Annotated in this window: 18 protein-coding genes; 8 read left to right on the top strand and 10 right to left on the bottom strand. The window is 71.6% G+C overall.

The annotated features are described in order from the left end of the window. Both ACWD38_RS20920 and ACWD38_RS20915 read left to right on the top strand, forming a co-directional pair. A partial coding sequence (locus tag ACWD38_RS20920; RefSeq protein ID WP_450124718.1) for a hypothetical protein occupies window positions 1–382 on the top strand: 382 nt, incomplete at its 5' end. Further along, on the top strand, window positions 366–881 hold the full coding sequence (locus ACWD38_RS20915) for a GNAT family N-acetyltransferase (protein ID WP_184477922.1): 516 nt from the start codon (window positions 366–368) through the stop codon (window positions 879–881). The genes ACWD38_RS20920 and ACWD38_RS20915, both read left to right, overlap by 17 nt. Here the strand turns inward: ACWD38_RS20915 and ACWD38_RS20910 are convergent, their stop codons facing one another. After that, window positions 882–5,468: an ATP-dependent helicase gene (locus ACWD38_RS20910; RefSeq protein WP_450124717.1), complete on the bottom strand. Its 4,587-nt coding sequence runs from the start codon at window positions 5,466–5,468 to the stop codon at window positions 882–884. Between the two features lie 139 nt (window positions 5,469–5,607). Here ACWD38_RS20910 and ACWD38_RS20905 point away from each other — a divergent pair, with 139 nt between their 5' ends. Continuing rightward, complete coding sequence (locus ACWD38_RS20905) at window positions 5,608–7,374, top strand: Hsp70 family protein (protein ID WP_184477924.1); 1,767 nt, start codon at window positions 5,608–5,610, stop codon at window positions 7,372–7,374. Here ACWD38_RS20905 and ACWD38_RS20900 read toward each other — a convergent pair whose 3' ends face one another. Beyond that, window positions 7,375–7,500 carry a hypothetical protein gene (locus ACWD38_RS20900; protein WP_281398785.1) on the bottom strand — a complete coding sequence of 42 codons (126 nt, stop codon included), beginning with the start codon at window positions 7,498–7,500 and terminating at the stop codon, window positions 7,375–7,377. 42 nt (window positions 7,501–7,542) lie between these two features. Between ACWD38_RS20900 and ACWD38_RS20895 the strand changes: the two genes are divergently transcribed. The 3 genes from ACWD38_RS20895 to ACWD38_RS20885 all read left to right on the top strand — a co-directional run bounded on the left by ACWD38_RS20895 (window position 7,543) and on the right by ACWD38_RS20885 (window position 10,127). Beyond that, the gene (locus tag ACWD38_RS20895) at window positions 7,543–7,737 is read left to right on the top strand and encodes a DUF3046 domain-containing protein (RefSeq protein ID WP_184477925.1); all 195 of its coding nucleotides are present in this window, start codon (window positions 7,543–7,545) and stop codon (window positions 7,735–7,737) included. 498 nt (window positions 7,738–8,235) lie between these two features. Next, entirely contained in the window at window positions 8,236–9,279 is a 1,044-nt protein-coding gene (recA, locus tag ACWD38_RS20890) for a recombinase RecA (RefSeq protein WP_184477926.1), read from the top strand. 8 nt (window positions 9,280–9,287) lie between these two features. Then, on the top strand, window positions 9,288–10,127 hold the full coding sequence (locus tag ACWD38_RS20885; protein ID WP_425503533.1) for a regulatory protein RecX: 840 nt from the start codon (window positions 9,288–9,290) through the stop codon (window positions 10,125–10,127). A gap of 70 nt (window positions 10,128–10,197) precedes the next feature. On the opposite strand, the gene ACWD38_RS20880 is transcribed toward ACWD38_RS20885, so the two are convergent. Then, complete coding sequence (locus ACWD38_RS20880) at window positions 10,198–10,650, bottom strand: N-acetyltransferase family protein (protein WP_450124720.1); 453 nt, start codon at window positions 10,648–10,650, stop codon at window positions 10,198–10,200. Window positions 10,651–10,830: 180 nt separating this feature from the next. Between ACWD38_RS20880 and ACWD38_RS20875 the strand changes: the two genes are divergently transcribed. Continuing rightward, window positions 10,831–11,496 (top strand): HAD family hydrolase, encoded by a 666-nt coding sequence (locus ACWD38_RS20875; RefSeq protein ID WP_184477928.1) that lies wholly within the window; start codon window positions 10,831–10,833, stop codon window positions 11,494–11,496. A gap of 5 nt (window positions 11,497–11,501) precedes the next feature. Here the strand turns inward: ACWD38_RS20875 and ACWD38_RS20870 are convergent, their stop codons facing one another. From ACWD38_RS20870 to edd, 4 genes are all read right to left on the bottom strand, one after another. After that, window positions 11,502–12,245 carry a hypothetical protein gene (locus ACWD38_RS20870; protein WP_450124716.1) on the bottom strand — a complete coding sequence of 248 codons (744 nt, stop codon included), beginning with the start codon at window positions 12,243–12,245 and terminating at the stop codon, window positions 11,502–11,504. A 26-nt stretch (window positions 12,246–12,271) separates the two neighbouring features. Continuing rightward, the gene (locus ACWD38_RS20865; protein ID WP_184477930.1) at window positions 12,272–13,687 is read right to left on the bottom strand and encodes a polysaccharide deacetylase family protein; all 1,416 of its coding nucleotides are present in this window, start codon (window positions 13,685–13,687) and stop codon (window positions 12,272–12,274) included. Window positions 13,688–13,816: 129 nt separating this feature from the next. Continuing rightward, window positions 13,817–14,440, bottom strand: a complete 624-nt coding sequence (gene eda / locus ACWD38_RS20860; protein ID WP_184477931.1) for a bifunctional 4-hydroxy-2-oxoglutarate aldolase/2-dehydro-3-deoxy-phosphogluconate aldolase — start codon at window positions 14,438–14,440, stop codon at window positions 13,817–13,819. A 105-nt stretch (window positions 14,441–14,545) separates the two neighbouring features. Further along, window positions 14,546–16,405 (bottom strand): phosphogluconate dehydratase, encoded by a 1,860-nt coding sequence (gene edd / locus ACWD38_RS20855; protein WP_184477932.1) that lies wholly within the window; start codon window positions 16,403–16,405, stop codon window positions 14,546–14,548. A 546-nt stretch (window positions 16,406–16,951) separates the two neighbouring features. Here edd and ACWD38_RS20850 point away from each other — a divergent pair. After that, complete coding sequence (locus ACWD38_RS20850; RefSeq protein ID WP_184477933.1) at window positions 16,952–17,569, top strand: transporter substrate-binding domain-containing protein; 618 nt, start codon at window positions 16,952–16,954, stop codon at window positions 17,567–17,569. A 19-nt stretch (window positions 17,570–17,588) separates the two neighbouring features. Here ACWD38_RS20850 and ACWD38_RS20845 read toward each other — a convergent pair whose 3' ends face one another. The 3 genes from ACWD38_RS20845 to ACWD38_RS20835 form a co-directional block, all read right to left on the bottom strand. Further along, complete coding sequence (locus ACWD38_RS20845; RefSeq protein ID WP_184477934.1) at window positions 17,589–18,455, bottom strand: amino acid ABC transporter permease; 867 nt, start codon at window positions 18,453–18,455, stop codon at window positions 17,589–17,591. Next, entirely contained in the window at window positions 18,452–19,102 is a 651-nt protein-coding gene (locus ACWD38_RS20840; protein WP_343071260.1) for an amino acid ABC transporter permease, read from the bottom strand. Before ACWD38_RS20840 ends, ACWD38_RS20845 begins: the two co-directional genes overlap by 4 nt. Before the next feature lie 74 nt (window positions 19,103–19,176). Beyond that, entirely contained in the window at window positions 19,177–20,070 is an 894-nt protein-coding gene (locus ACWD38_RS20835) for a glutamate ABC transporter substrate-binding protein (protein WP_184477936.1), read from the bottom strand. Window positions 20,071–20,123: the final 53 nt, after the last annotated feature.

Here is a 20,123-nt window from a genome sequence, read left to right as displayed (position 1 = left end):
AACCTCAGCGGTTTCCTCGCTGCGGGATCTTTTTTCCAAGTGGCTCCGCCACGAGGGAAAAAGCTGTCCTCGCGAGGAAACCGCTGAGAACCCGCTGGTGGTCTTCTTGCTCTGGTGGTCACTGCTCAGCGGCTTCGCCGCTGACAAGACACTGAACACGAACGCCGCTCAGCGTGAAGGGAAAGAGCAAAGACATGCTGAGAACTCGGTGTGGTCCCGGTTGTTTTGGTGGTTGCTGCTCAGTGGCTTCGCCGGTGACGAGGCGGTGAGGGGAAGATCGAACCAGATGGGGAGTGTTGTCCACAGTGGATTGACCTTGGTTAATTCGTTTGCCGGGGGGTGGGGCGGGTTGGGAAGGTGGCGGCATGTTGTTGAGGCGTGAGCTCGCATCTGATGCGGAAGCCGTGCGAGCCGTCCACCGCGATGCGTTCGCCACCGCGGAAGGCACCGCTCCGGTCGAAGTCGGGCTCGTCGACGCCTTGCGCGCCGACGCCGGGTGGATTCCGGCGCTGTCGATCGTGGCCGTCGAACCCGGTGGCGAGGTCGTCGGTCACGTCGTGGCGACCCGCGGCCACGTGGGAGACCGGCCCGCGCTGGGCCTGGGGCCGCTCGGGGTCCTGCGCCGGGCGCAGCGCCGCGGCGTCGGCAGCGCACTGATGCACGCCGTGCTGGCCGCAGCCGACGCGCGGGACGAACCGCTGGTCGCGCTGCTCGGCCACACCGAGTACTACCCGCGCTTCGGATTCGTGCCGTCCACGGACCTCGGCATCACCCCGCCGGACCCCGAGTGGGCCGCGCACTTCCAAGTCCGCGCGCTCACCGAGCACACCCCGGAGATCACCGGCACCTTCGACTACGCGCTCCCGTTCCGGGAGCTGTGATCACGCGCGCAACCGGAGCCCTTTCGGAGTGGCGCGGAACCCGGCGTCGGTGAGGATGTCGGCCATCCGCGACCCCCAAGCGCCCGCGCCGTCGGTGCGCTGCACCGCCAACTGCTCCAGCCAGCCTTCCCGCACCGCCCGCGCGAGCCCGCCCGCCGCGTCCCGCAACGGCTGTTCGTCCTCGGTGAACGACAGCAACGACTTCCCGCCGCGCTCCACGTACAGCACGGCCGCGCCGTTGACCAGCACCACGAGCGAACCGGCCTTGCGGCCCGGCCGGTGCCGGGTGTCGCCCACCGGGTCCGGCCACGGCAACGCGGCACCGTAGGGCTGCGCCGGGTCCGCCGCCGCCAGCACCACGACCGAACGGTCCTCCCGCTCCTCCTGCCCGGACAGCGCGCGCACCCGGTCGATCGCGCCCGGGACCGCGAACTGCGCCGCGCCCAACCCCTCGACGACGTAGCCGCGGCGGCACCGCCCGGACTCCTCCATCGCCCGCAACACCTTGTACACGGCGGAGAACCCGCCGGTGACGCGTTCCGCCTCCAGCGCGCCGCGGGTCAGCACGCCGTGCCGCTCCAAGAAGGCCTCGGCTCGAGCGTGTGCCCGCCGGGTCGGTTCTGCCGCCGGTACCGGTGCCAACGACCACCTGCCCGACACCGTCGGCGGACCGCTGCGGCTCGGCATCGACGGGCGCCCGGCGCGCAACCGCGCGTACCTGCCGCGCGGAGCACTGCGCCGCGGCTTGTGCGCGGCCCCCTTGCCGGAGACCAGCGACCGCAGCGGAGCCAGCGTGTCGTTGGTGACCGTGCCGGACCACACCAGGTCCCACAGCGCCGCGATCACCGCGTCATCCGCGGGCGCCTGCTCGCCGCCTTCCACGACGATCGCCCCGGCCCGGTCGGCCAAGGTCCGGAAGAACTGCGCCCCGCCGTCCAAAGTGGACAAGATCGCTCCGTGCAGCGGGCTGTCCGCGGTCGCCTCCGGCAGGTCCGGCAGCAACAGGTCCGCCACGTCGGTGGGCGCCAGCGCGATCCACCCGTCGCCACCGGCCAGCGCACCCGACCCCACCCAGGTCACCTCGCCGGTGGAGGTCAGCTCGTCCAGCAGCGCGGGCGAATAGCCCGGCAACCTGGCGGGCAGCACCAGCGACTCCCACGCGCTCGCCGGAACCGGCGCGCCCGCCAGCTGCTCCACCACCGAATACACGTCGTCCACCGTCGGCGCCGTGCGCAACCGGGCCCCGACGCCGTGCCACACCGGGAGGAACCGGCCCAGCGCCGCGGGCTCCACCGGTTCCACTTCGGCCCGCAACCGCGCCAGCGACCCCCGCCGCAACCGGCGCAGCACCTCCGAGTCGCAGTACTCCAGCGCCCGGCCACCGCCGGATTCCAGCGGGCGCAGCTCGCCGCGCACCAACCGGCCCGAACCCGCGAGCCGATCCAGCACGTCGTGCACCACCGCGACGCCCAGCCCGAAGCGCCGCGCCGCGGACTCCGCCGCGAACGGGCCGCGGCAGCGCGCGTACCGGATCAGCAGTTCCCCCAACGGATCCGCGACCGGTTCGGTGAACGCCTCCGGCACGCCCACCGGCAACGCGACTCCCAGCGCGTCCCGGACCTTGCCCGCGTCCTCGATCGCGATCCACCGGGGCTCCCCGGCCACCCGCACCTCCAGCACGCGGCGCTGCGCGCGCAGGTCCGCCAGCCACTCCGGACGGATCCCGCGCTCCGCGGCCTCCGCGCTGGACAGATCGCCCAGGAACCGCAGCAGGTCCACCGCGGACTCCGCGTCCTTCGCGTGCCGTTCGGGGACGAGCCGCTGCAACTGCTGCTCGACCTCCGCGATCACCTCCGGATCCAGCAGCTCCCGCAGCGCTTCCGACCCGAGCAGTTCCGCCAGCAGCGTCGAGTCCAGGCTCAGCGCCGCCGACCGGCGCTCCGCCAACGGCGCGTCCGTCTCGTACAGGAACATCCCGATGTAGCCGAACAGCAGGCTGCGCGCGAACGGCGACGGCGACGGCGTCTCCACCTCCACCACCCGCACCTTGCGGGCGGCGACCTGCGACATCAGCTCCGTCAGGCCCGGCACGTCGTAGACGTCCTGCACGCATTCCCGCATCGCCTCCAGCACGATCGGGAACTGCTCGTACTGCGCCGCCACCGCCAGCAGCTGCGCCGACCGCTGCCGCTGCTGCCACAGCGGTGAGCGCTTGCGCGGATCCCGCCGCGGCAGCAGCAACGCCCGCGCCGCGCACTCCCGGAACCGCGCCGCGAACAACGCCGAGCCGCCGACCTCATCGGTGATCACCCGCTGCACCTCGTCCGGGGACAGCAGCACGTCCTCCGCGGTCGGCAGCACGTCCGCACCGGACTCGTCCAACGCGTCCGCCAGCCGTACCACGATCCCGTCGTCGGAGGACGCGACCTGCGGATCGATGCCGCGCCGCTCCCGCAACCGGGCCCCGATCGCCAAACCCCACGGACCGTTCACCTGCGCGCCGAACGGCGAATGCACCACCATCCGCCAGTCGCCGAGCTCGTCGCGGAACCGCTCCACCACGATCGTCCGATCGTCGGGCACGTGCCGCGTCGCGTCCCGCTGCTCGGCCAAGTACGCCAGCAGGTTGTCCCGCGCCCACTCGTCCAGCCCGGCGCGCGCCATCCGTTCCGTCGCCGCCTCCCGGTCCGCGGCCACCAGCTCCCGGACGAAGGCGCCCAGCGCGCGGCCCAGCTCCAACGGCCGGCCCGGGGAGTCGCCCTTCCAGAACGGCATCCGCGCGGGCTGCCCCGGCGCGGGCACCACCACGACCCGGTCGTGGGTGATGTCCTGCACCTTCCACGACGAGGTGCCCAGCAGGAACGTGTCGCCCACCCGCGACTCGTAGACCATCTCCTCGTCCAGCTCACCGACCCGCACGCCGCCGCGACCGGCCTCCTCGTCGCCCGGCGTCGTCACCGTGAACAGGCCCCGGTCCGGGATGGTGCCGCCCGAGGTCACGGCGAGCCGCTGCGCACCCGGCCGCGCCCGCAGCTCGTCCTGCACCCGGTCCCACACGATGCGCGCCCGCAGCTCGCCGAACTCCTCGCTCGGATACCGCCCCGCCAGCATGTCCAGCACCGCGTACAGCGCCGAATCCGGCAGGCCCGCGAACGGCGCCGCCCGCCGCACCACCCTGGCCAGCGACTCCAGGTCCCACGGCTCCATCGCCACCATCGACACGACGTGCTGGGCCAGCACGTCCAGCGGGTTCCGCGGGAAGGACAGCGACTCGATCAACCCGGCGGCCATCCGCTCCGCCACCACCGCGCAACCCACCAGGTCACCCCGGAACTTCGGGAACACCACCCCGTGCGAGACCGCCCCCACCTGGTGCCCGCCCCGGCCGATGCGCTGCATCCCGGAGGCGACGCTCGGCGGCGTCTCCACCTGCACCACCAGGTCCACCGCGCCCATGTCGATGCCCAGCTCCAGCGAGGAGGTCGCCACCACGCACGGCAACCGGCCCGACTTCAGCTCCTCCTCGACCGCGGAGCGCTGCTCCTTCGACATGGACCCGTGGTGCGCCCGCGCCACCGTCACCGCCGCGCCGGAGGTGACACCGGAACCGCCCACCGCTTCGGCGGGGAACTTCCCGGCCCGCTCGGCGGTCTCGCCCGCCTGCTCGGTGGCGAGCTCGTTGATGCCCGCCGTCAGCCGTTCCGCGAGCCGCCGCGAGTTCGCGAACACGATCGTCGACCGGTGCCGCCCGATCAGGTCCAGGATGCGCTCCTGCACCGACGGCCAGATCGAGGTGCGCTGCTCGGCTCCCGCGGCCGACCCCGTCACCTCGCCGGTCGGCTGTCCCAGCTCCGCCAGGTCCGGCACCGGGACCTCGACGGCGACCTCGACCTGCTTGGCGTGCTCCGGCTGCACCACGCGCACCGGACGGCCGCCGCCCAGGAACGTGCTCACCTCGGAGACCGGGCGCACCGTGGCCGACAACCCGATCCGCTGCGCCGGTCGAGCCAGCAGCTCGTCCAGCCGTTCCAGCGACAACGCCAGGTGCGCCCCGCGCTTGGTGCCCGCCACCGCGTGCACCTCGTCCACGATCACCGCCTCGACGCCGCGCAGCGACTCCCTGGCGGCCGAGGTCAGCAGCAGGAACAGCGATTCCGGGGTGGTCACCAGCACGTCCGGCGGTTTCCTGTTGAACGCGCGCCGCTCCTCGGCGGGCGTGTCGCCGGTCCGCATCCCGACCCGGATCTCCGGCGGCGTCCCGCCGTGGCGCTGGGTGGCCTGCCGGATGCCGGTGAGCGGGGCGCGCAGGTTGCGCTCGACGTCGACCGCGAGCGCCTTCAGCGGCGACACGTACAGCACCCGGCAGCGCCGCTTCGGGTCCTCCGGCGGGGGCGCGGAGGCCAGCCCGTCCAGCGCGGACAGGAACGCGGCGAGCGTCTTGCCGGACCCCGTCGGTGCCACGACCAGCGCGTTCTCGCCCGCGCCGATCGCCTGCCACGCCCCGGTCTGGGCCCGGGTCGGCGCGTCGAACGCGCCCCGGAACCACTCGCGGGTCGCGGGGGAGAAGTCGTCCAGCGGATCGCTCACCCCTCCATGCTGGACCACGGCACCGACAGTGCCGCCGATGACGATTCGCCCGAACCACCCACTTGTGATCGTCCGCCGTGACAACATTCCGCAGAACGGGTGAGTCCACCCCGGATCTGGCTACGGAAGGACAAAACCGGTGCGCGTGTTGTCGGTCGATCTTGGCACCTCCAACACGGTGGCGGTGCTTTCGGCGCACGGCAGGCCACCCAGGGTCATCGAGGTCGACGGCTCGTCGACGATGCCCTCGGCGGTGTTCGCCACCGAGGACGGCGCGATCATCGTGGGCCGCGACGCGGAACGCCGAGCGCGCCTCGACCCCTCCCGGTTCGAGCCGAACCCGAAGCGCCGCATCGACGAAGGCACCCTGCTGCTCGGTGAAACGATCATCACCGTCACCGACGCGATGGCCGCCGTCCTGCACCGCGTGGCGGAGGAGACCACCCGCCAGCTCGGCGGCGTCCAGCCCGACGAAGTGCGGCTCACCCACCCCGCGCAGTGGGGTACCACCCGCTGCAACGTGCTGCTGTCGGCGGCCCGGCTCGCCGGTTTCGGCAGCAACCTGGTGCTGGTGCCGGAACCCGTCGCCGCCGCGGCGCACTTCGCGTCCTTCCCCGACCGCTCGCTGCCGCAGGGCAGGGCACTAGCGGTCTACGACCTCGGCGCCGGCACCTTCGACTGCGCCATCGTCGGCGCCACCCAGAGCGGCTTCGCGGTCCTCGCCGAGGACGGACTGGCCGACCTCGGCGGACTCGACGTCGACGAGGCGCTGCTCGAACACGTCGGCCGCCAGGTCTCCAACAAGGACCCGCAGCGCTGGCAGGCGCTGCTGCGCCCCACCACCACCGCCGACCGCCGCACCCAGCGCACGCTGCGCGAAGACGTCCGGGAAGCCAAAGAAGTGCTGTCCCGGCACGTGCAGACCGAAGTGCCCATGCCGGAACCGTTCGCCGACGTGCTGGTCACCCGCCAAGAACTGGAGGCGCTGACCCGGCCGAGCCTGCGCCGCAGCGTCGAGATGCTCGCCGCGCTGCTGCAGGCGAACGGGATGACGCCGCAGCACCTCGCCGGGCTCTACCTGGTCGGCGGTTCGAGCCGGTTGCCGCTGGTGGCGAGCCTGATCGGGGAGCAGCTCAACGTCGTCGCCACCAGCCTCGACCAACCGGAGACCGCGGTGGCGCTCGGCGCCCACCACGTCCCGCGCGACGGCGCCGCGCTGCGCACCGGCGACCTCGGCGGCATCCCGCCGCAGGCCGCGTTCGGCCCGCCGCAGCCGATGGCGCAGCCGCCCGCGCCGCCCGGCCCGCAGCAGCCGTCCCGCCGACCCGGTCGCCGCCCGTGGCTCATCGGCGGGTCGATCGCGGCGGCGGTGCTGCTCGTGGCGGTCGTGGTGTTGGCCGCCGTCCTCGGCGGGGGCGGCGGGGTGCCCACCGCCGAGCAGTGCCGGGACACCACCACCCAGGACGCCGCCGGCTTCACGCCGTGCCTGAACAGGCTCGCCGGGGACCTGCCGGAACGGTCCAACTGCGTACCCGGCTGGCAGCGCTTCGTCGCCGGGCTGCGCGACCTCGACGGCACCGTCGTGTCCTGCGCGGAGGGGAACCCGAACGAGGACACCCTGGTGATCTACACCCACCTGGGCTCACCGGAGGAGGCGCGGCAGCGCGCGGACCTGCTGCTGATGTTCCACGGCGCCACCGGTGACCAGGTGCAGGCGAACTGGTCCGGCAACGGCTACTCCGGCCACTACCGGGCGGTCACCGGGAAGACCACCGGGACGCTGGTGTTCACCGTCACCGACCGGCCCGTGGTGGGCATGGTGCTGGCGCCCAACCAGGACGGGCGGCTGACGCCGGACGCGCTGGCCGACGACTTCGAGCGGACCGTGCAGCCGGGCGCGGCGTGATCAGCGCCCGCGCTGGTTCCACAGCCAGCGCAGCGCGACGACGATCGCGACCAGCAGCATCGCCGCGATCACGAGTTGCCCCAGCGGGCTGGACATACCGGTCGGGTCGGCTTGCATCAGCAGCACACCACGACGGTACCCGCGGGCGCCCTCGGTAGGCTGGACGCGATGCGACACACCGATTTCCGCGAACGCATGGCCGAGGAGTTCGGCCGGTTGCGAGCCGAGATGCTCGCCGAGGACCACGTGATGTCGGAGCTCGGCGGCCGCACCGTGGACGAGGCGCTCGAAGCCGGCTTCTCGCCGAAGCAGGTGTGGCTAGCCCTATGCAACACCTTCGAAGTCCCTGCTTCGCGTCGTTGAATCTCTGCTTCCTGCTTCGGCTCGTTTTGCTTTGGTGGTCGGGTAGCGGAACCTCAGGTGTCTTCTCGCTGCGGGATCTTTTTCCCGAGTGGCTCCGCCACGAGGGAAAAAGCCGTCCTCGCGAGAAGACACCTGAGAACCCGCGGGTGAGGGCTTTTCGACGTGGGCTATGTGCTTCGCACATACAGGCACGGCTTCGCCGCCAAGCAGGCTTGCTTCGCCGCCCAAATGCACGGCTTCGGCGTTTAGGTGGAGGGCTGTCGGGGGTTGGTGGGGATCTTGTTCATGCGGAAGGGTGATGGTGTTGGCGTGTCGGCTCGATGATCGAACATCCGTTCGCCTATGATCGGGTTTGCGGATCGGACCTCGGTGTTCGCCGGGCCCCGTCGCCGGGCAACGGGCGGCCGGGTGGCCAGGGCAGTCCACCGGAGTGTCGGTCCCTACCCGTAGCGTCGTGCGCACACGACGAAGCTTCGACTTGACCGAGGTGGACCCCCGATGGCAGCGACACCGGACAAGGGCAAGGCGCTCGAACTGGCCCTCGCCCAGATCGACAAGCAGTACGGAAAGGGATCGGTGATGCGTCTCGGCGACGAGACGCGGGCACCGGTCGAGGTCATCCCGACCGGGTCCATCGCGCTGGACGTGGCCTTGGGCATCGGTGGCCTGCCGCGGGGGCGCATCGTGGAGATCTACGGCCCGGAGAGCAGTGGTAAGACCTCGGTCGCGCTGCACGCGGTGGCCAACGCGCAACGGCTCGGCGGCACCGCCGCGTTCATCGACGCCGAGCACGCGCTGGACCCGGAGTACGCGAAGGCGATCGGGGTCGACACCGACGCGCTGCTGGTCTCCCAGCCCGACACGGGCGAGCAGGCGCTGGAGATCGCGGACATGCTGATCCGCTCCGGCGCGCTGGACTGCATCGTGGTCGACTCGGTGGCCGCGCTGGTGCCGCGCGCCGAGATCGAGGGCGAGATGGGCGACAGCCACGTCGGCCTGCAGGCCCGGCTGATGAGCCAGGCGCTGCGCAAGCTGACCGCGGCCCTCTACAACGCCAAGACCACCGCGATCTTCATCAACCAGCTCCGGGAGAAGGTCGGCGTGATGTTCGGCAGCCCGGAGACCACCACCGGTGGCAAGGCGCTGAAGTTCTACTCCTCGGTGCGGCTGGACGTGCGGCGGATCGAGACGCTCAAGGACGGCTCGGACGCGGTCGGCAACCGCACCAGGGTGAAGGTGGTCAAGAACAAGACCGCGCCGCCGTTCAAGCAGGCCGAGTTCGACATCATCTACGGCATCGGGATCAGCCGCGAAGGTTCGCTGATCGACATGGGCGTGGAGCAGGGCATCATCCGCAAGTCCGGTGCCTGGTACACCTACGAGGGCGACCAGCTGGGCCAGGGCAAGGAGAACGCCCGCAAGTTCATGCGGGAGAACCCGGACGTGGCCAACGAGATCGAGAAGCGGATCAAGGAGAAGGTCGGCATCGGGGCGAAGGTGGACGCCGAAGAGGCCGCGGACCCGGCTCCCGTCGAGTTCTGAGCCCGGCGGTGTCGGCAGACGACGACTCCGCGGAGTTCTCCCGGTCACGGTCGGACTCGGCGGGTGCGCAGCGCGGCGGCGGCCGTTCCGGGCGGGGCGTGTGGCGCAGTACCGACCACGCGCCCGGTTCGCCGGTCGCCGGTGCGGGGCTGAGCTCATCCGAAGCGGAGACCACCGGACCGGACGGTTCCCCGCCGCGGGGCACCGGCAAGCGCCGCCGCCGCAGCGCCATGGCGGAGTCCTCGGAGTCTCCGGAACCGTCGGGGACGCCGGACTCCTCGGCGGCTCGGTCTCCGGGGCGCACCGGCAGGCGGCGGCAGCAGGAGGAACGCCCGCCGGGGGTGCCGCAATCCCCGGAGGCGTCGGCCCGCGACGTGGTGTACCGGCTGCTGGCGGTGCGTGCCCGCAGCCGAGCCGAGCTGCGCCAGGCCTTGCTGCGCAAGGAGATCGACGAAGACGTCGCGGACGCGGTGTTGCAGAAGTTCGTCGACGCGGGCCTGGTCGACGACGCCGAGTTCGCCGAGGCGTGGGTTAGCGAGCGGCAGCGCAACCAAGGTCTGAGCCGCAAGGCGTTGGGCTACGAGTTGCGCCGCAAGGGCGTCGAGGAGCACCTGGTCGCCGAAGCTCTCTCCACTGTGGACACGGATGCCGAGCAGGAGCGGGCGCGGGAACTGGTGCGCCGCAAGCTCCGCTCGCTCACCGTGGACGACCCGGAGAAGCGGCTGCGCCGGCTCGTCGGAATGCTGGCCCGCAAGGGCTACCCGGAAGGCATGGCCTTCCGGGTGGTCAAGGACGAGCTCGACCGGTCGGACCTGGAAGCCGGTGCGGACGACGCGGAAGCACCGTGACGAGCACGCTTTCCCGGCGCACCGCCCTTCCCACCGTCGGTAATCCTGAGCGACGGCGGGTGGGCACGGCTCATGGGGCCGCGTCACCGACGGAGCGTCCGACGAACACGAGGTCGTGGACCACGCCGTCCAGGTCGGCGACGCCCGGCAGCAGTCCCCACTGCTGAAATCCGTGCGACCGGAAGAGCCGGATGCTCGCCTCGTTGGCGGCGAAGATGCTGGCCGCGAGGGTGCGCACGCCCAGCCGCGGCGCGTGCGCGATGGCCTCGTCCAGCAGGTGGTGGCCCTGCCCCCGTCCGCGGTGGTCCGGGTGCAGGTAGATCGCGAGATCAGCGGTCACGTCGTACCCGGGCCGCCCGTTGAGGAACGGGTCGAACGACAGGTACCCGGTCACCGTCCGCGGCGAGCCCGGTTCGTGCCCGACCCAGACGGGACGACGGTCGGGGGGCGACTCGGCGAACCACGCTTCGCGCGCCGAGACGTCGACCGGTTCGAGGTCGCACGTGCTCGCCTTGGCGGGGATGGCGGCGTTTAGATGTCGACGATGGCAGGCAGGTCGTCCCGGGTGGCGAGGCGGTGCGCATAGGGCAAGGTCGTTCTCCGCGGTTCGGGGGATGACGGGAGATCGTCGGGTTTGGCTAGGCTGCCGGATCTGGCGGCGGTAGTCGATCGGGACAGGGGTGTTATGCGAGTCGGCGGTGGGATGACCTCAGCGGCACGGCACATCGTGTGGGACTGGAACGGCACGTTGCTGGACGACAACGACGCGGTCGTCTCGGCGGTGAACGCCGTGTGTGCAGAGTTCGGGCGCGAGCACATCGACCTCGAGCAGTGGCGGTCGATCTTCAGCCGCCCGCTGCAGCAGTGCTACGAGCGGCTGCTGGACCGCCCGCTGTCCGAAGCCGACTGGAGCAGGCTCGACGTGCTCTACCACGAGCACTACCGGGAGCTGCTGCACACGGCGAAGCTGGCCACCGGCGTCCCGGACGTGCTGCGCGAATGGGGAGAAGCGGGCCGCACGCAGTCCTTGCTGTCGATGTGGTTCCACGACGAGCTGGTCCCGCTGATCACCCGGCTGGAGCTGCTGCCGTTGTTCGAACGGGTCGACGGGTTGCGCACCGACATCGGCGGCGGAGCCAAGGCCGAGCACCTGCGCCACCACCTCGCGGAACAGGGACTCGACCCGGCCGACGTGGTGCTCATCGGCGACGTGCTCGACGACGCGCTCGCGGCGGAGCGGGTCGGTACCGGCTGCGTGCTGGTGACGACGGGCGTCATGAGCCGTCGCGCGCTGGAGACCGCCGGCGTTCCCGTGGTCGATTCCATTCCCGAAGCGGTGGACCGGATCTCCACGAACCTCGCGGCCTAGCCGGATCAGTACAGCGTCGGCGGCGAGGTCGTGACGACGCGCCGCCACGGCCCGTCGGGCACGTCGGACTCCTCGACGAAGCGCCAGTCGACCCGGTCGTGCGCGCCGTTGAGTTGGGTGAAGCCGAGGCAGCCGTTCAACGCGGGGGACACGTCCAGCCCCGCCCCGTTGAACCGGGTGTTCACCGGCCGGGGGTCGTCGTGCCCGAAGACGTACCGCGCGTCGTGGTACTCGGCGGGCCCGGCGTCCTGGACCTGGCCGAAGCACACGGCGTCACCCCTGGTGAGCTGCACCCAGCGGTTCTTCAGGTAGCTGAACGACTCGTCCCGCTCGCGGCCGGCGTAGCCCGGATCCCGGCTCCAGGGCACCACGGCGCCGCGCTGCTCGAAGGCGATGGGGTCGTTGAGGTCGTCGAAGGGGAGATCGAGGTAGAACGGGTTCTCCCGCGGCGTCATCCTGGTCGGGAAGTAGCCGTTGGCGGCGGTCCGCGGCTCCGTGTCGCACCGGCCGTCGAGCAGGACTCCGTCGCAGCCGCCGTAGTGCTGCTGCCAGGCGGAGTCGTAAGTCGAGATGACCTGGCTGCCGTCGGAGGTGTCCGGGTCGAGGACCTCACCGACCCAGAAGGTCGTCGCCACGATGCCGGTGTGCCACGGGTACTGGCGGCCGTGCACCTGCTCACCGCCCGCGCAGGAAGCGGTGATCAGTGCCGCGGCCAGCGCCGCCGTCGCGCGACCCCGGGGCACCGGCATGCGCGGTCACCCCGATTCCGGGCAGGTCACAGGCACAGCCACCTCCGGGGGACCCACCAGTCCAGGTCGCGGCAGGCGCTGTCGTTGCTGGCTTCGGCGTTCACCCTGACCCCGTAGTCGTCGGTGGTGAGCGAACCGCGGGAGAACAGGGCGAGCCCGAAGCTGATCCCGGTGGCCTCCTCGGGCACGGCCGGGGTGGTCCAGGACGCCTCCGTCCACTGCTGCGCGGGCGCGAACGTCGGGCCCGCCGCCCAGTACCGCCACTGGCCGACGCGGTCCCGGTAGTACACCGCGAGCTGGGTGGGCGCGGTGGACTTGTACCAGGTGCTCAGCGAGTAGTTCTGCCCCTTCCGCGCGGGCAGCGCGTATTCGCCGAGGTCCAAGGTGGACATGAGCTTGGCGTCCCCGTCGGTGAACCGCGGCATGTCCAGCCGCTGCGCCCACTCCCCGTCGTGCGCGTCGCGCGTCCTGGTCCACACCGGCGTGTTCGTGCCCCAGCCACCGGTTTCCCACCCGAGCGGGACGCCGTCGGGACCGGCCTGTTCGAGCGAGGCGTTCACCGGCCGGTCCCGCTGCTGCGGCGGCGGTGCCCGGTGGACCGGCGCGACGGCGCCGCCGATGACCTCGTGCACGGTGCGCACGGCGGTCCCGCGGTCGTGCAGCCACGCCGCGAACTCGTCGAGCACCCCGGGGCTCACCGCCAGCGGACCGCACATGTCGCAGGTCTGGTGCAGCACCAGCGGCACCCAGCCGCCTCCCGAGTCGTCCGCGCGGGTCACCGCCTCCTTCAACTCGTCGACGGTGGTGTCCCGCGTGAGCATGCCGGGCGACCGGATCTCGTAGGGATCGGCGGGCGGCATGGATTCGGCGGCGACGCAGTCCGGGCAGTCGCGAGCGCGGAGCCCGCCCATGGTCCGCGCGCTGCTGTAGCCGCACTGCTCGACCGCGGCGCGCACGTCGTCGTCGACTTCGTCGAACGGGGCGGTGAACGAGGTGACCTGGTAGCCCCACCGGTTCAAGTTGGCGCGATCGTCGCAGATCTGCCTGCGCATCTCGTCGGGGCTCACCTGGGTCAGGTCCGGGTGAGTGACGGTGTGCCCGCCGATCTCGTGGCCTTCCTCGGCGACGCGCCGCAGTTCCTCGTGGCCGAGGTAGCCGGGGCTCGCGATGGCGCCGGAGATGATGTAGAAGGTGCCGTGCATCCCGTGGCGCTGCAGGACTTCGGCGCCCGTGGTCTGCGAGACGCTGCCGTCGTCGAAGGTGAACGTGACCACGGTGCCCGGCTGCGGGGAGTGCTGCGCGGGCGCGGCGGTGACCGGACTCGCCGCGGCGACGCCGAGCAGGGCCGCCAGCAGCAGGGAGACGAGCGCTCGCCGGTGCGTGGCGAGGCGACCCGGCCAGCGGTGTCGGATGTCGCGCAGGTGCATTCGGTGACCGCCCAAGCTTCGAGGTCCTCCGACGCTACGAGCTGGCGACGACCGCTCGGATCGCCTGCGGAGGGGACACCGCCTACCGCGTTCGCACGAGTGCCGGTGCCACCCGCGACGAGCCGCGGGTGGCACCGGTCGTGCTCAGCCGAGGGCCGCGGCCTGCCGGGCGAGCGCCTCGATCTGGCCCCACTGCCCGGTGGCGAGCAGCTGCTTCGGAGCGAGCCACGACCCGCCGACGCAGCCCACGTTGGGCAGCGCGAGGTAGCGCCCGGCGTTGTCGGTGCCGATGCCACCGGTGGGGCAGAACCGCAGCTGCGGCAACGGCCCGGCGATGGACTTCAGGTAGGGCACGCCGCCGCTGGCTTCGGCGGGGAAGAACTTCATCGCGGTCATGCCGCGCTCGGCCAGCCGCATCGCCTCGGACACGGTGCTGATCCCGGCGAGGTAGGGGAGGCCGGTGGCGTCGATGTCGTCGAGCAGCCGATCCGTGCTGCCCGGCGTGACGATGTAGCGCGCCCCGGCTTCGCGGGCCTTGTCGGCCTGCCCGACCTCGGTGACGGTGCCCGCGCCGACGACGATCTCCGGCACTTCGGCGGCGAGCTGTTCGATCGCGGGAAGCCCGGCGGGCGTGCGCAGGGTGACCTCGATGGTGCGGATGCCGCCGCGCAGCAGCGCCTGCCCCAGCGGGACCGCGTGGGCGGCGTCGTCGAGGGCGACGACGGGAACGACGGGACTGATGTCGAGCACTTCGGAGGCAGTGTTCATGGCGGGGTTCACCTGTTTCCGTAAACGCCAGTTCAGGCGGTCGATCGCATTGATCCTGTCATGTCGCGCGGGGGCCGCGGGAGGTTCGCGGCCCCCGGCGGAGGATCAGACGGGCAGGTCGCTCGGCGCGCCGGTGCGCTGCTGCGGCGCGAACACGCTAGCGCCCTGGTCGGCGCGGCCGACGGAGCGGCGGAACGCGGCGAACAGCTCGCGCCCGGTGCCGTGCTGGGTGGCGGGGGCGCCGCGAGCCGGTTCGCGGGCCGCGAAGTCCTCGTCGCCGACGAGCACTTCCAGGGTGCCCTGCTCGGCGTCCAGCCGGATCATGTCGCCGTCGCGCACCCGCGCCAGCGGGCCGCCCGCGGTCGCCTCGGGGGTGAGCTGGATGGCGGCGGGGATCTTGCCGGAGGCCCCGGACATCCGTCCGTCGGTGACGAGCGCGACCTGGTGCCCGCGGTCCATGAGCACGCCCAGCGACGGGGTGAGCCCGTGCAGCTCGGGCATGCCGTTGGCCTGCGGACCCTGGTTGCGGATCACGACGACGACGTCCTGGTCGAGCTCGCCGGACCGGAACAGCGCGGTGAAGTCGTGCTGGTCGTCGAAGACGCGCGCGGGCGCGGTGACGACGCGGTTCTCCGGCTTGACCGCGGAGACCTTGATGACGGAGCTGCCGAGGTTGCCGCGCAGCACCCGCAACCCGCCGTCGGGCGCGAACGGGTCCTGCACCCCGCGCAGCACGTCCGGGTCGAGGCTCTCGGCGGGAGCGTCGCGCCAGACGAGCTCGCCGTCTTCGAGGAACGGCTGCTTGCGGTAGTGGTCCAGGCCGAACCCGGCGACGGTGTGCACGTCGGGGTGCAGCAGTCCGGCGTCGAGCAGCTGGCCGACCAGGGTCTGCACGCCTCCGGCGGCGGCGAAGTGGTTGATGTCGGCCGAGCCGTTCGGGTAGACCCGCGACAGCGACGGCACGATCGCGGAGAGCTCCGCGAAGTCGTCCCAGGTGAGTTCGATGCCCGCTGCGGCGGCGATCGCGGGCAGGTGCAGCGTGTGGTTCGTCGAGCCGCCCGTGGCCAGCAGCGCGACGACCCCGTTGACCAGCGCGCGCTCGTCCAGCAGCCGCCCGATCGGGGCGGGGTCCTCGCCGCGGGCGAGCTGCACGACGCGCCGCGAGGCCTCCTCGGTGAGCGCTCGGCGCAGCGGGGTGCCGGGTGCGACGAAGCTGGAGCCGGGCAGGTGCAGACCCATCACTTCGACGACGAGCTGGTTGGAGTTCGCGGTGCCGTAGAACGTGCAGGTGCCGGGGGAGTGGTAGGAGGCCGATTCGGCTTCGAGCAGGTCTTCGCGGGTGGCTTTGCCTTCGGCGAACAGCTGCCGGATGCGGCTCTTCTCCGTGTTGGGCAGGCCGGAGGCCATCGGGCCCGCGGGCACCAGGATCGTCGGCAGGTGCCCGAAGGCGAGTGCGCCGATGAGCAGGCCGGGCACGATCTTGTCGCAGACCCCGAGCAGCAGGGCGCCGTCGAACATCTCGTGCGACAGCGCGACACCGGTGGCCATCGCGATCACGTCGCGCGAGAACAGGGACAGCTCCATGCCCGCCCGGCCCTGGGTGATGCCGTCGCACATGGCGGGAACCCCACCGGCGAACTGGGCGACCCCGCCTGCTTCGCGCACCGCGTCCTTGATCTGCGGCGGGTATTCGGCGTAGGGCTGGTGCGCCGAGAGCATGTCGTTGTAGGCCGACACGATCGCCACGCCCGGCTTGGTCTCGCCGCGCACCGCGATCCGGTCGGCGCCGCTACACGCCGCGAAACCGTGGGCGAGGTTGCTGCACGGCATTCCGGACCGGACCGGTCCGTCGGCCGCCGCCGCGCTGATGCGGTCGAGGTACTCGCGCCGGGTCTGCTCGCTGCGGCTGCGGATACGTTCCGTGACTCGCTGCACGACGGGGTGGATGGTCGCTCGCGTCGCCATTCGTCGCCTCCTGACGGATTCGGTGCTGCTTGCGCACACGGGCGACGACGCTGGCGCCTCTGATCTTCGTGACGCCAGCCACACTAACGGGTGTGATGCAGAAGTCAAAACCGATACAGAGCAGGCCATGATCGTGAACTCGGCATGTCGGATGGATGACGAGCCGCGATACGCGTCCGTTCAGCGGCACTGACCTGGAGCGATGCTCGCGCGCCCGGGACGCCGCTGCCTGCGGGCGGGCCGTACGAGGTCAGCGAGGTTCTGGTGATTTCCCGAGCGCGCCGGAGGGCCCGGAGCCCGCGGTCGACGGCGCGGCGGTGCCGTGAACGGCCGGTTGCGGCGGACCTCCCGCGGCCGAAGAAGATCACCACTTCGAGTCGGGGGTGCGGAATCGCCACGCGCGGCGCGACGGGATCCGCCTTCGATCGGGCGGAATCCCGTGGCCGCCGCGGCCGATCGGAGCTCCGCTGATCACCGCTCGTGTTCGGGACGGCCGGCGCGGTGGAGGGGCTTCCGAAGATCCGCTCGGCTGGCAGGATGGGGCGCATGCGCAGCGGTGTGGTGGCAGTGGTGCTGGCGAGCGCGGTGGCGCTGGCCGGATGTTCCGGCGGCAGCGGCGAACCGGAGCGGTCGCCCGACGCCGCGCCGCCGCCGGTGGCACCGCCGACGAGCGTGGCGCCGCCGCCCCCGGTCGAGCTCGACGACTCACCGACCCTGGAGAAGATCCGCCGGCGCGGTTCGCTGCTGGTCGGACTCCGCGCGGAGGAGCCGGACTTCGCCGCGCGCGACGGCGCGGGCGGCTACCGCGGCTTCGACGTCGAGGTCGCGAAGCTGGTGGCCCAGGAGCTCGGCCTGAACCCGGACACCCAGATCTCCTACCGGTTGCTGCCGAAGACGCTGCGCGCCGACGCGCTCGCGGGCGGCAGCGTGGACCTGCAGTTCGGCGGCCTGGACCCGGCCGGCCCCGGCGTTGCCGGGGTCGGGCCGTACGCGGTCACCGAGGACGGCGCCGAGCACTTCCTGGTGATCAAGTCCGGGGACGACGCGATGCGCGATCAGCTCTCCGATGCGCTCACCGCGGTGGTGAGCGACGGCGGCTGGCAGCGGGCCTACGACGGCACGCTGGCCACGGCCGGGGTGCAGGCCCGCCCCGCTCCGCGCTGAGCGGCGGCGGACCCGCCGGTCACACCGCGCGGCCGGTCTCGACCGCGCTGGGCGCGGTGAGCCCGCCCTTGCGCCCCTGGCTGAGCCTGCGCTCGGTGAACACCGCGGCGCGGCTCAACGCGTAGTTGATCAGCACGAACACCACGCCGATGACGAAGTACGTCTGGATCGGGTTGTTCAGGTTCTGGATGACGATCTGCCCCTGCCGCACCAGATCCACGTACGAGATGATGAAGCCCAGCGAGGTGTCCTTCACGATCACCACGAGCTGGCTGATCAGCGCGGGCAGCATCGCCCGGAACGCCTGCGGCAGCACCACGGTGCGCAGCACCTGCGAGCGGCGCAGCCCGATCGCGTAAGCCGCCTCGCTCTGCCCGCGCGGCAGCGACATGATCCCGGCGCGCACGATCTCGGCGATGATCACCGAGTTGTACGCGGTCAGCCCGATCACCAGGTACCACATCACCGGCATGTCCAGGCCGAACGACGGCAGCACCCGGCTGGCGAAGAAGACCGCGATGACGACCGGCACGCCGCGCAGCAGCTCGACGAGGCCGACCACAGCCCACCGGTACCAGGGCGCCGCCACGACGCGCGAGACCGCGAGCAGCGTGCCGATGGCCAGCGAGAGCGCCATCGCCAGCACGGCCGCGAGCAGCGTGTTGCCGAGCCCGGCGCCGAGCAGGCTCCACAGCGCGGTGAACGTCCCGTTGGTGGGGTCGATCAGCGGCCCCCACTTGTCCACGGTGAGCTGGCCGTTGGTGCCGAGCGTCACCAGCACCCACGCCAGCAGCGCCAGCAGCAGCGCGCCCACGACGACGCTGACCACCAGTCCGCGCCGCTTGGCGACCGGCCCGGGAGCTTCGTAGAGCACCGAGTTCGTCATCGGGCGATCGCCACCTTCCGCTCCAGGACGCCGAGCAGCAGCCCGGCCGGGATCGTGATCACCAGGTAGCCGAGGACCACCCCGATGAGCACCGGCAGCACGGCCTCACCGCGCGCCGAGGTCAGCGTGTCGCCGACGGCGAACAGGTCCCCGCCGACGCCGAACGCGCCCACGATCGCCGAGTTCTTGATCATTGCGATGATCACGTTGCCCAGCGGCGGAACCACGGTGCGCACCGCCTGCGGCAGCACGACCAGTCCCAGCGTCTGGCCGAATCCGAGGCCGATCGCGCGCGCCGCCTCGGCCTGGCCGGGCGGCACGGCGTTGATGCCGCTGCGGATCGCCTCGCACACGAACGCCGAGGTGTAGAGGGCGAGCCCGATGGTCCCGAACCAGAAGTACGAGCCGTTGAGCCCGAGCTCGGGCAGCCCGAAGGCCATGAAGAACAGCACCACGGTCAGCGGGCAGTTGCGGAACACGGTGACCCACGAGGTGCCGGTGGCGCGCAGCGGTGGCAGCGGCGCCACCCGGAACGCCGCGATCACGGTCCCCAGGACCATCGCGAGCACTCCCGCGTACAGGCAGATCTGCAGCGTGCGCAGCAGTCCGTTCAGGTACAGGGGCAGGTTGTCGGTGATGACGTGCACGGTTCTCTCCGGCTCTGCGGACAGGGGAGGCATGGATGAGGGGCGCCGTCGCGGCGCCCCTCACCGGAATTCGATCAGCTGCAAGGGTCGAGCTGCGGCAGCGGCGGCGTCTCCGGCGACACCTTGCCCGCGCTCGCCTGCCAGGCCTTCTCGTAGGTCCCGTCACCCGCGGCCTTGGTGAGCGTGTCGTCGATGAACTGGCAGAACGGCACGTCGCCCTTCTTGATGCCGATGCCGTAGGGCTCCGAGGTGAACTGCTTGTCGACGAGCTTGAACTGCCCGCCGCTGTTCTCCACCAGACCCATGAGGATCACGTTGTCGGTGGTCACGGCCTGCACCTGGCCGGTGCGCAGCGCGTCGGAGCACTTCGAGTAGACGTCGAACAACGTCAGGTTCTGCGGGTCGACGAACTTCTTGATCTCTTCGGCGGGGGTGGAGCCGGTGACCGAGCAGACCTTCGCGCCGCTGGCCCGCAGCGACTCGGGGCCGGTGATCTCCGCGTTGTCGCTCTTGACCATCAGGTCCTGCCCGGCTTCGTAGTACGGCCCGGCGAAGCTGATGCGCTCCTTGCGCTTGTCGTTGATCGTGTAGGTGGCCACGACCATGTCGACGAGGTCCTGCTCGATCTTCTCCTCGCGGGTCTTGCTCGGGGCTTCGACCCATTCGATCTGCTCCGGGGAGAGGCCGAGCTTGGCGGCGACGATCTTGCCGATCTCGACGTCGAAGCCCTGCGGCGTGCCGTCGAGGCCCTTGAGGCCGAACAGCGGCTGGTCGAACTTGGTGCCGATGCGGATCTTGCCCGCCTGCTTCAGGTTCGCCATCGTGCTGCCGGGCGCGAACTCGGCGTTCGTGTCGACCGGGACGTCGGTGCCGCCCGCGAGCTGGTTGCCCCCGCCGCCTCCGCAGGCCGTCAGCACCAGCGCCGCCGACGCCACCAGCACGCCCCAGCGCATGCTCCGAGCTCTCATCTCGAATGCCCCTCTCTGAAATGAACCGAACGGCGCGTCCCGCGACGTGCGCG

This window comes from Saccharopolyspora sp. NPDC002578 (genome assembly GCF_053592695.1).
This window is presented reverse-complemented; position numbering and strand designations above follow the sequence as displayed.

Excerpts from the sequence above, each read along its gene's own strand:
- ACWD38_RS20915 (WP_184477922.1), top strand. The coding sequence starts at position 366 with ATGTTGTTGAGGCGTGAGCTCGCATCTGATGCGGAAGCCGTGCGAGCC.
- ACWD38_RS20895 (WP_184477925.1), top strand. The coding sequence starts at position 7,543 with ATGCGACACACCGATTTCCGCGAACGCATGGCCGAGGAGTTCGGCCGG.
- recA (WP_184477926.1), top strand. The coding sequence starts at position 8,236 with ATGGCAGCGACACCGGACAAGGGCAAGGCGCTCGAACTGGCCCTCGCC.
- ACWD38_RS20875 (WP_184477928.1), top strand. The coding sequence starts at position 10,831 with ATGACCTCAGCGGCACGGCACATCGTGTGGGACTGGAACGGCACGTTG.
- ACWD38_RS20870 (WP_450124716.1), bottom strand. The coding sequence starts at position 12,245 with ATGCCGGTGCCCCGGGGTCGCGCGACGGCGGCGCTGGCCGCGGCACTG.
- eda (WP_184477931.1), bottom strand. The coding sequence starts at position 14,440 with ATGAACACTGCCTCCGAAGTGCTCGACATCAGTCCCGTCGTTCCCGTC.
- edd (WP_184477932.1), bottom strand. The coding sequence starts at position 16,405 with ATGGCGACGCGAGCGACCATCCACCCCGTCGTGCAGCGAGTCACGGAA.
- ACWD38_RS20850 (WP_184477933.1), top strand. The coding sequence starts at position 16,952 with ATGCGCAGCGGTGTGGTGGCAGTGGTGCTGGCGAGCGCGGTGGCGCTG.
- ACWD38_RS20845 (WP_184477934.1), bottom strand. The coding sequence starts at position 18,455 with ATGACGAACTCGGTGCTCTACGAAGCTCCCGGGCCGGTCGCCAAGCGG.
- ACWD38_RS20835 (WP_184477936.1), bottom strand. The coding sequence starts at position 20,070 with ATGAGAGCTCGGAGCATGCGCTGGGGCGTGCTGGTGGCGTCGGCGGCG.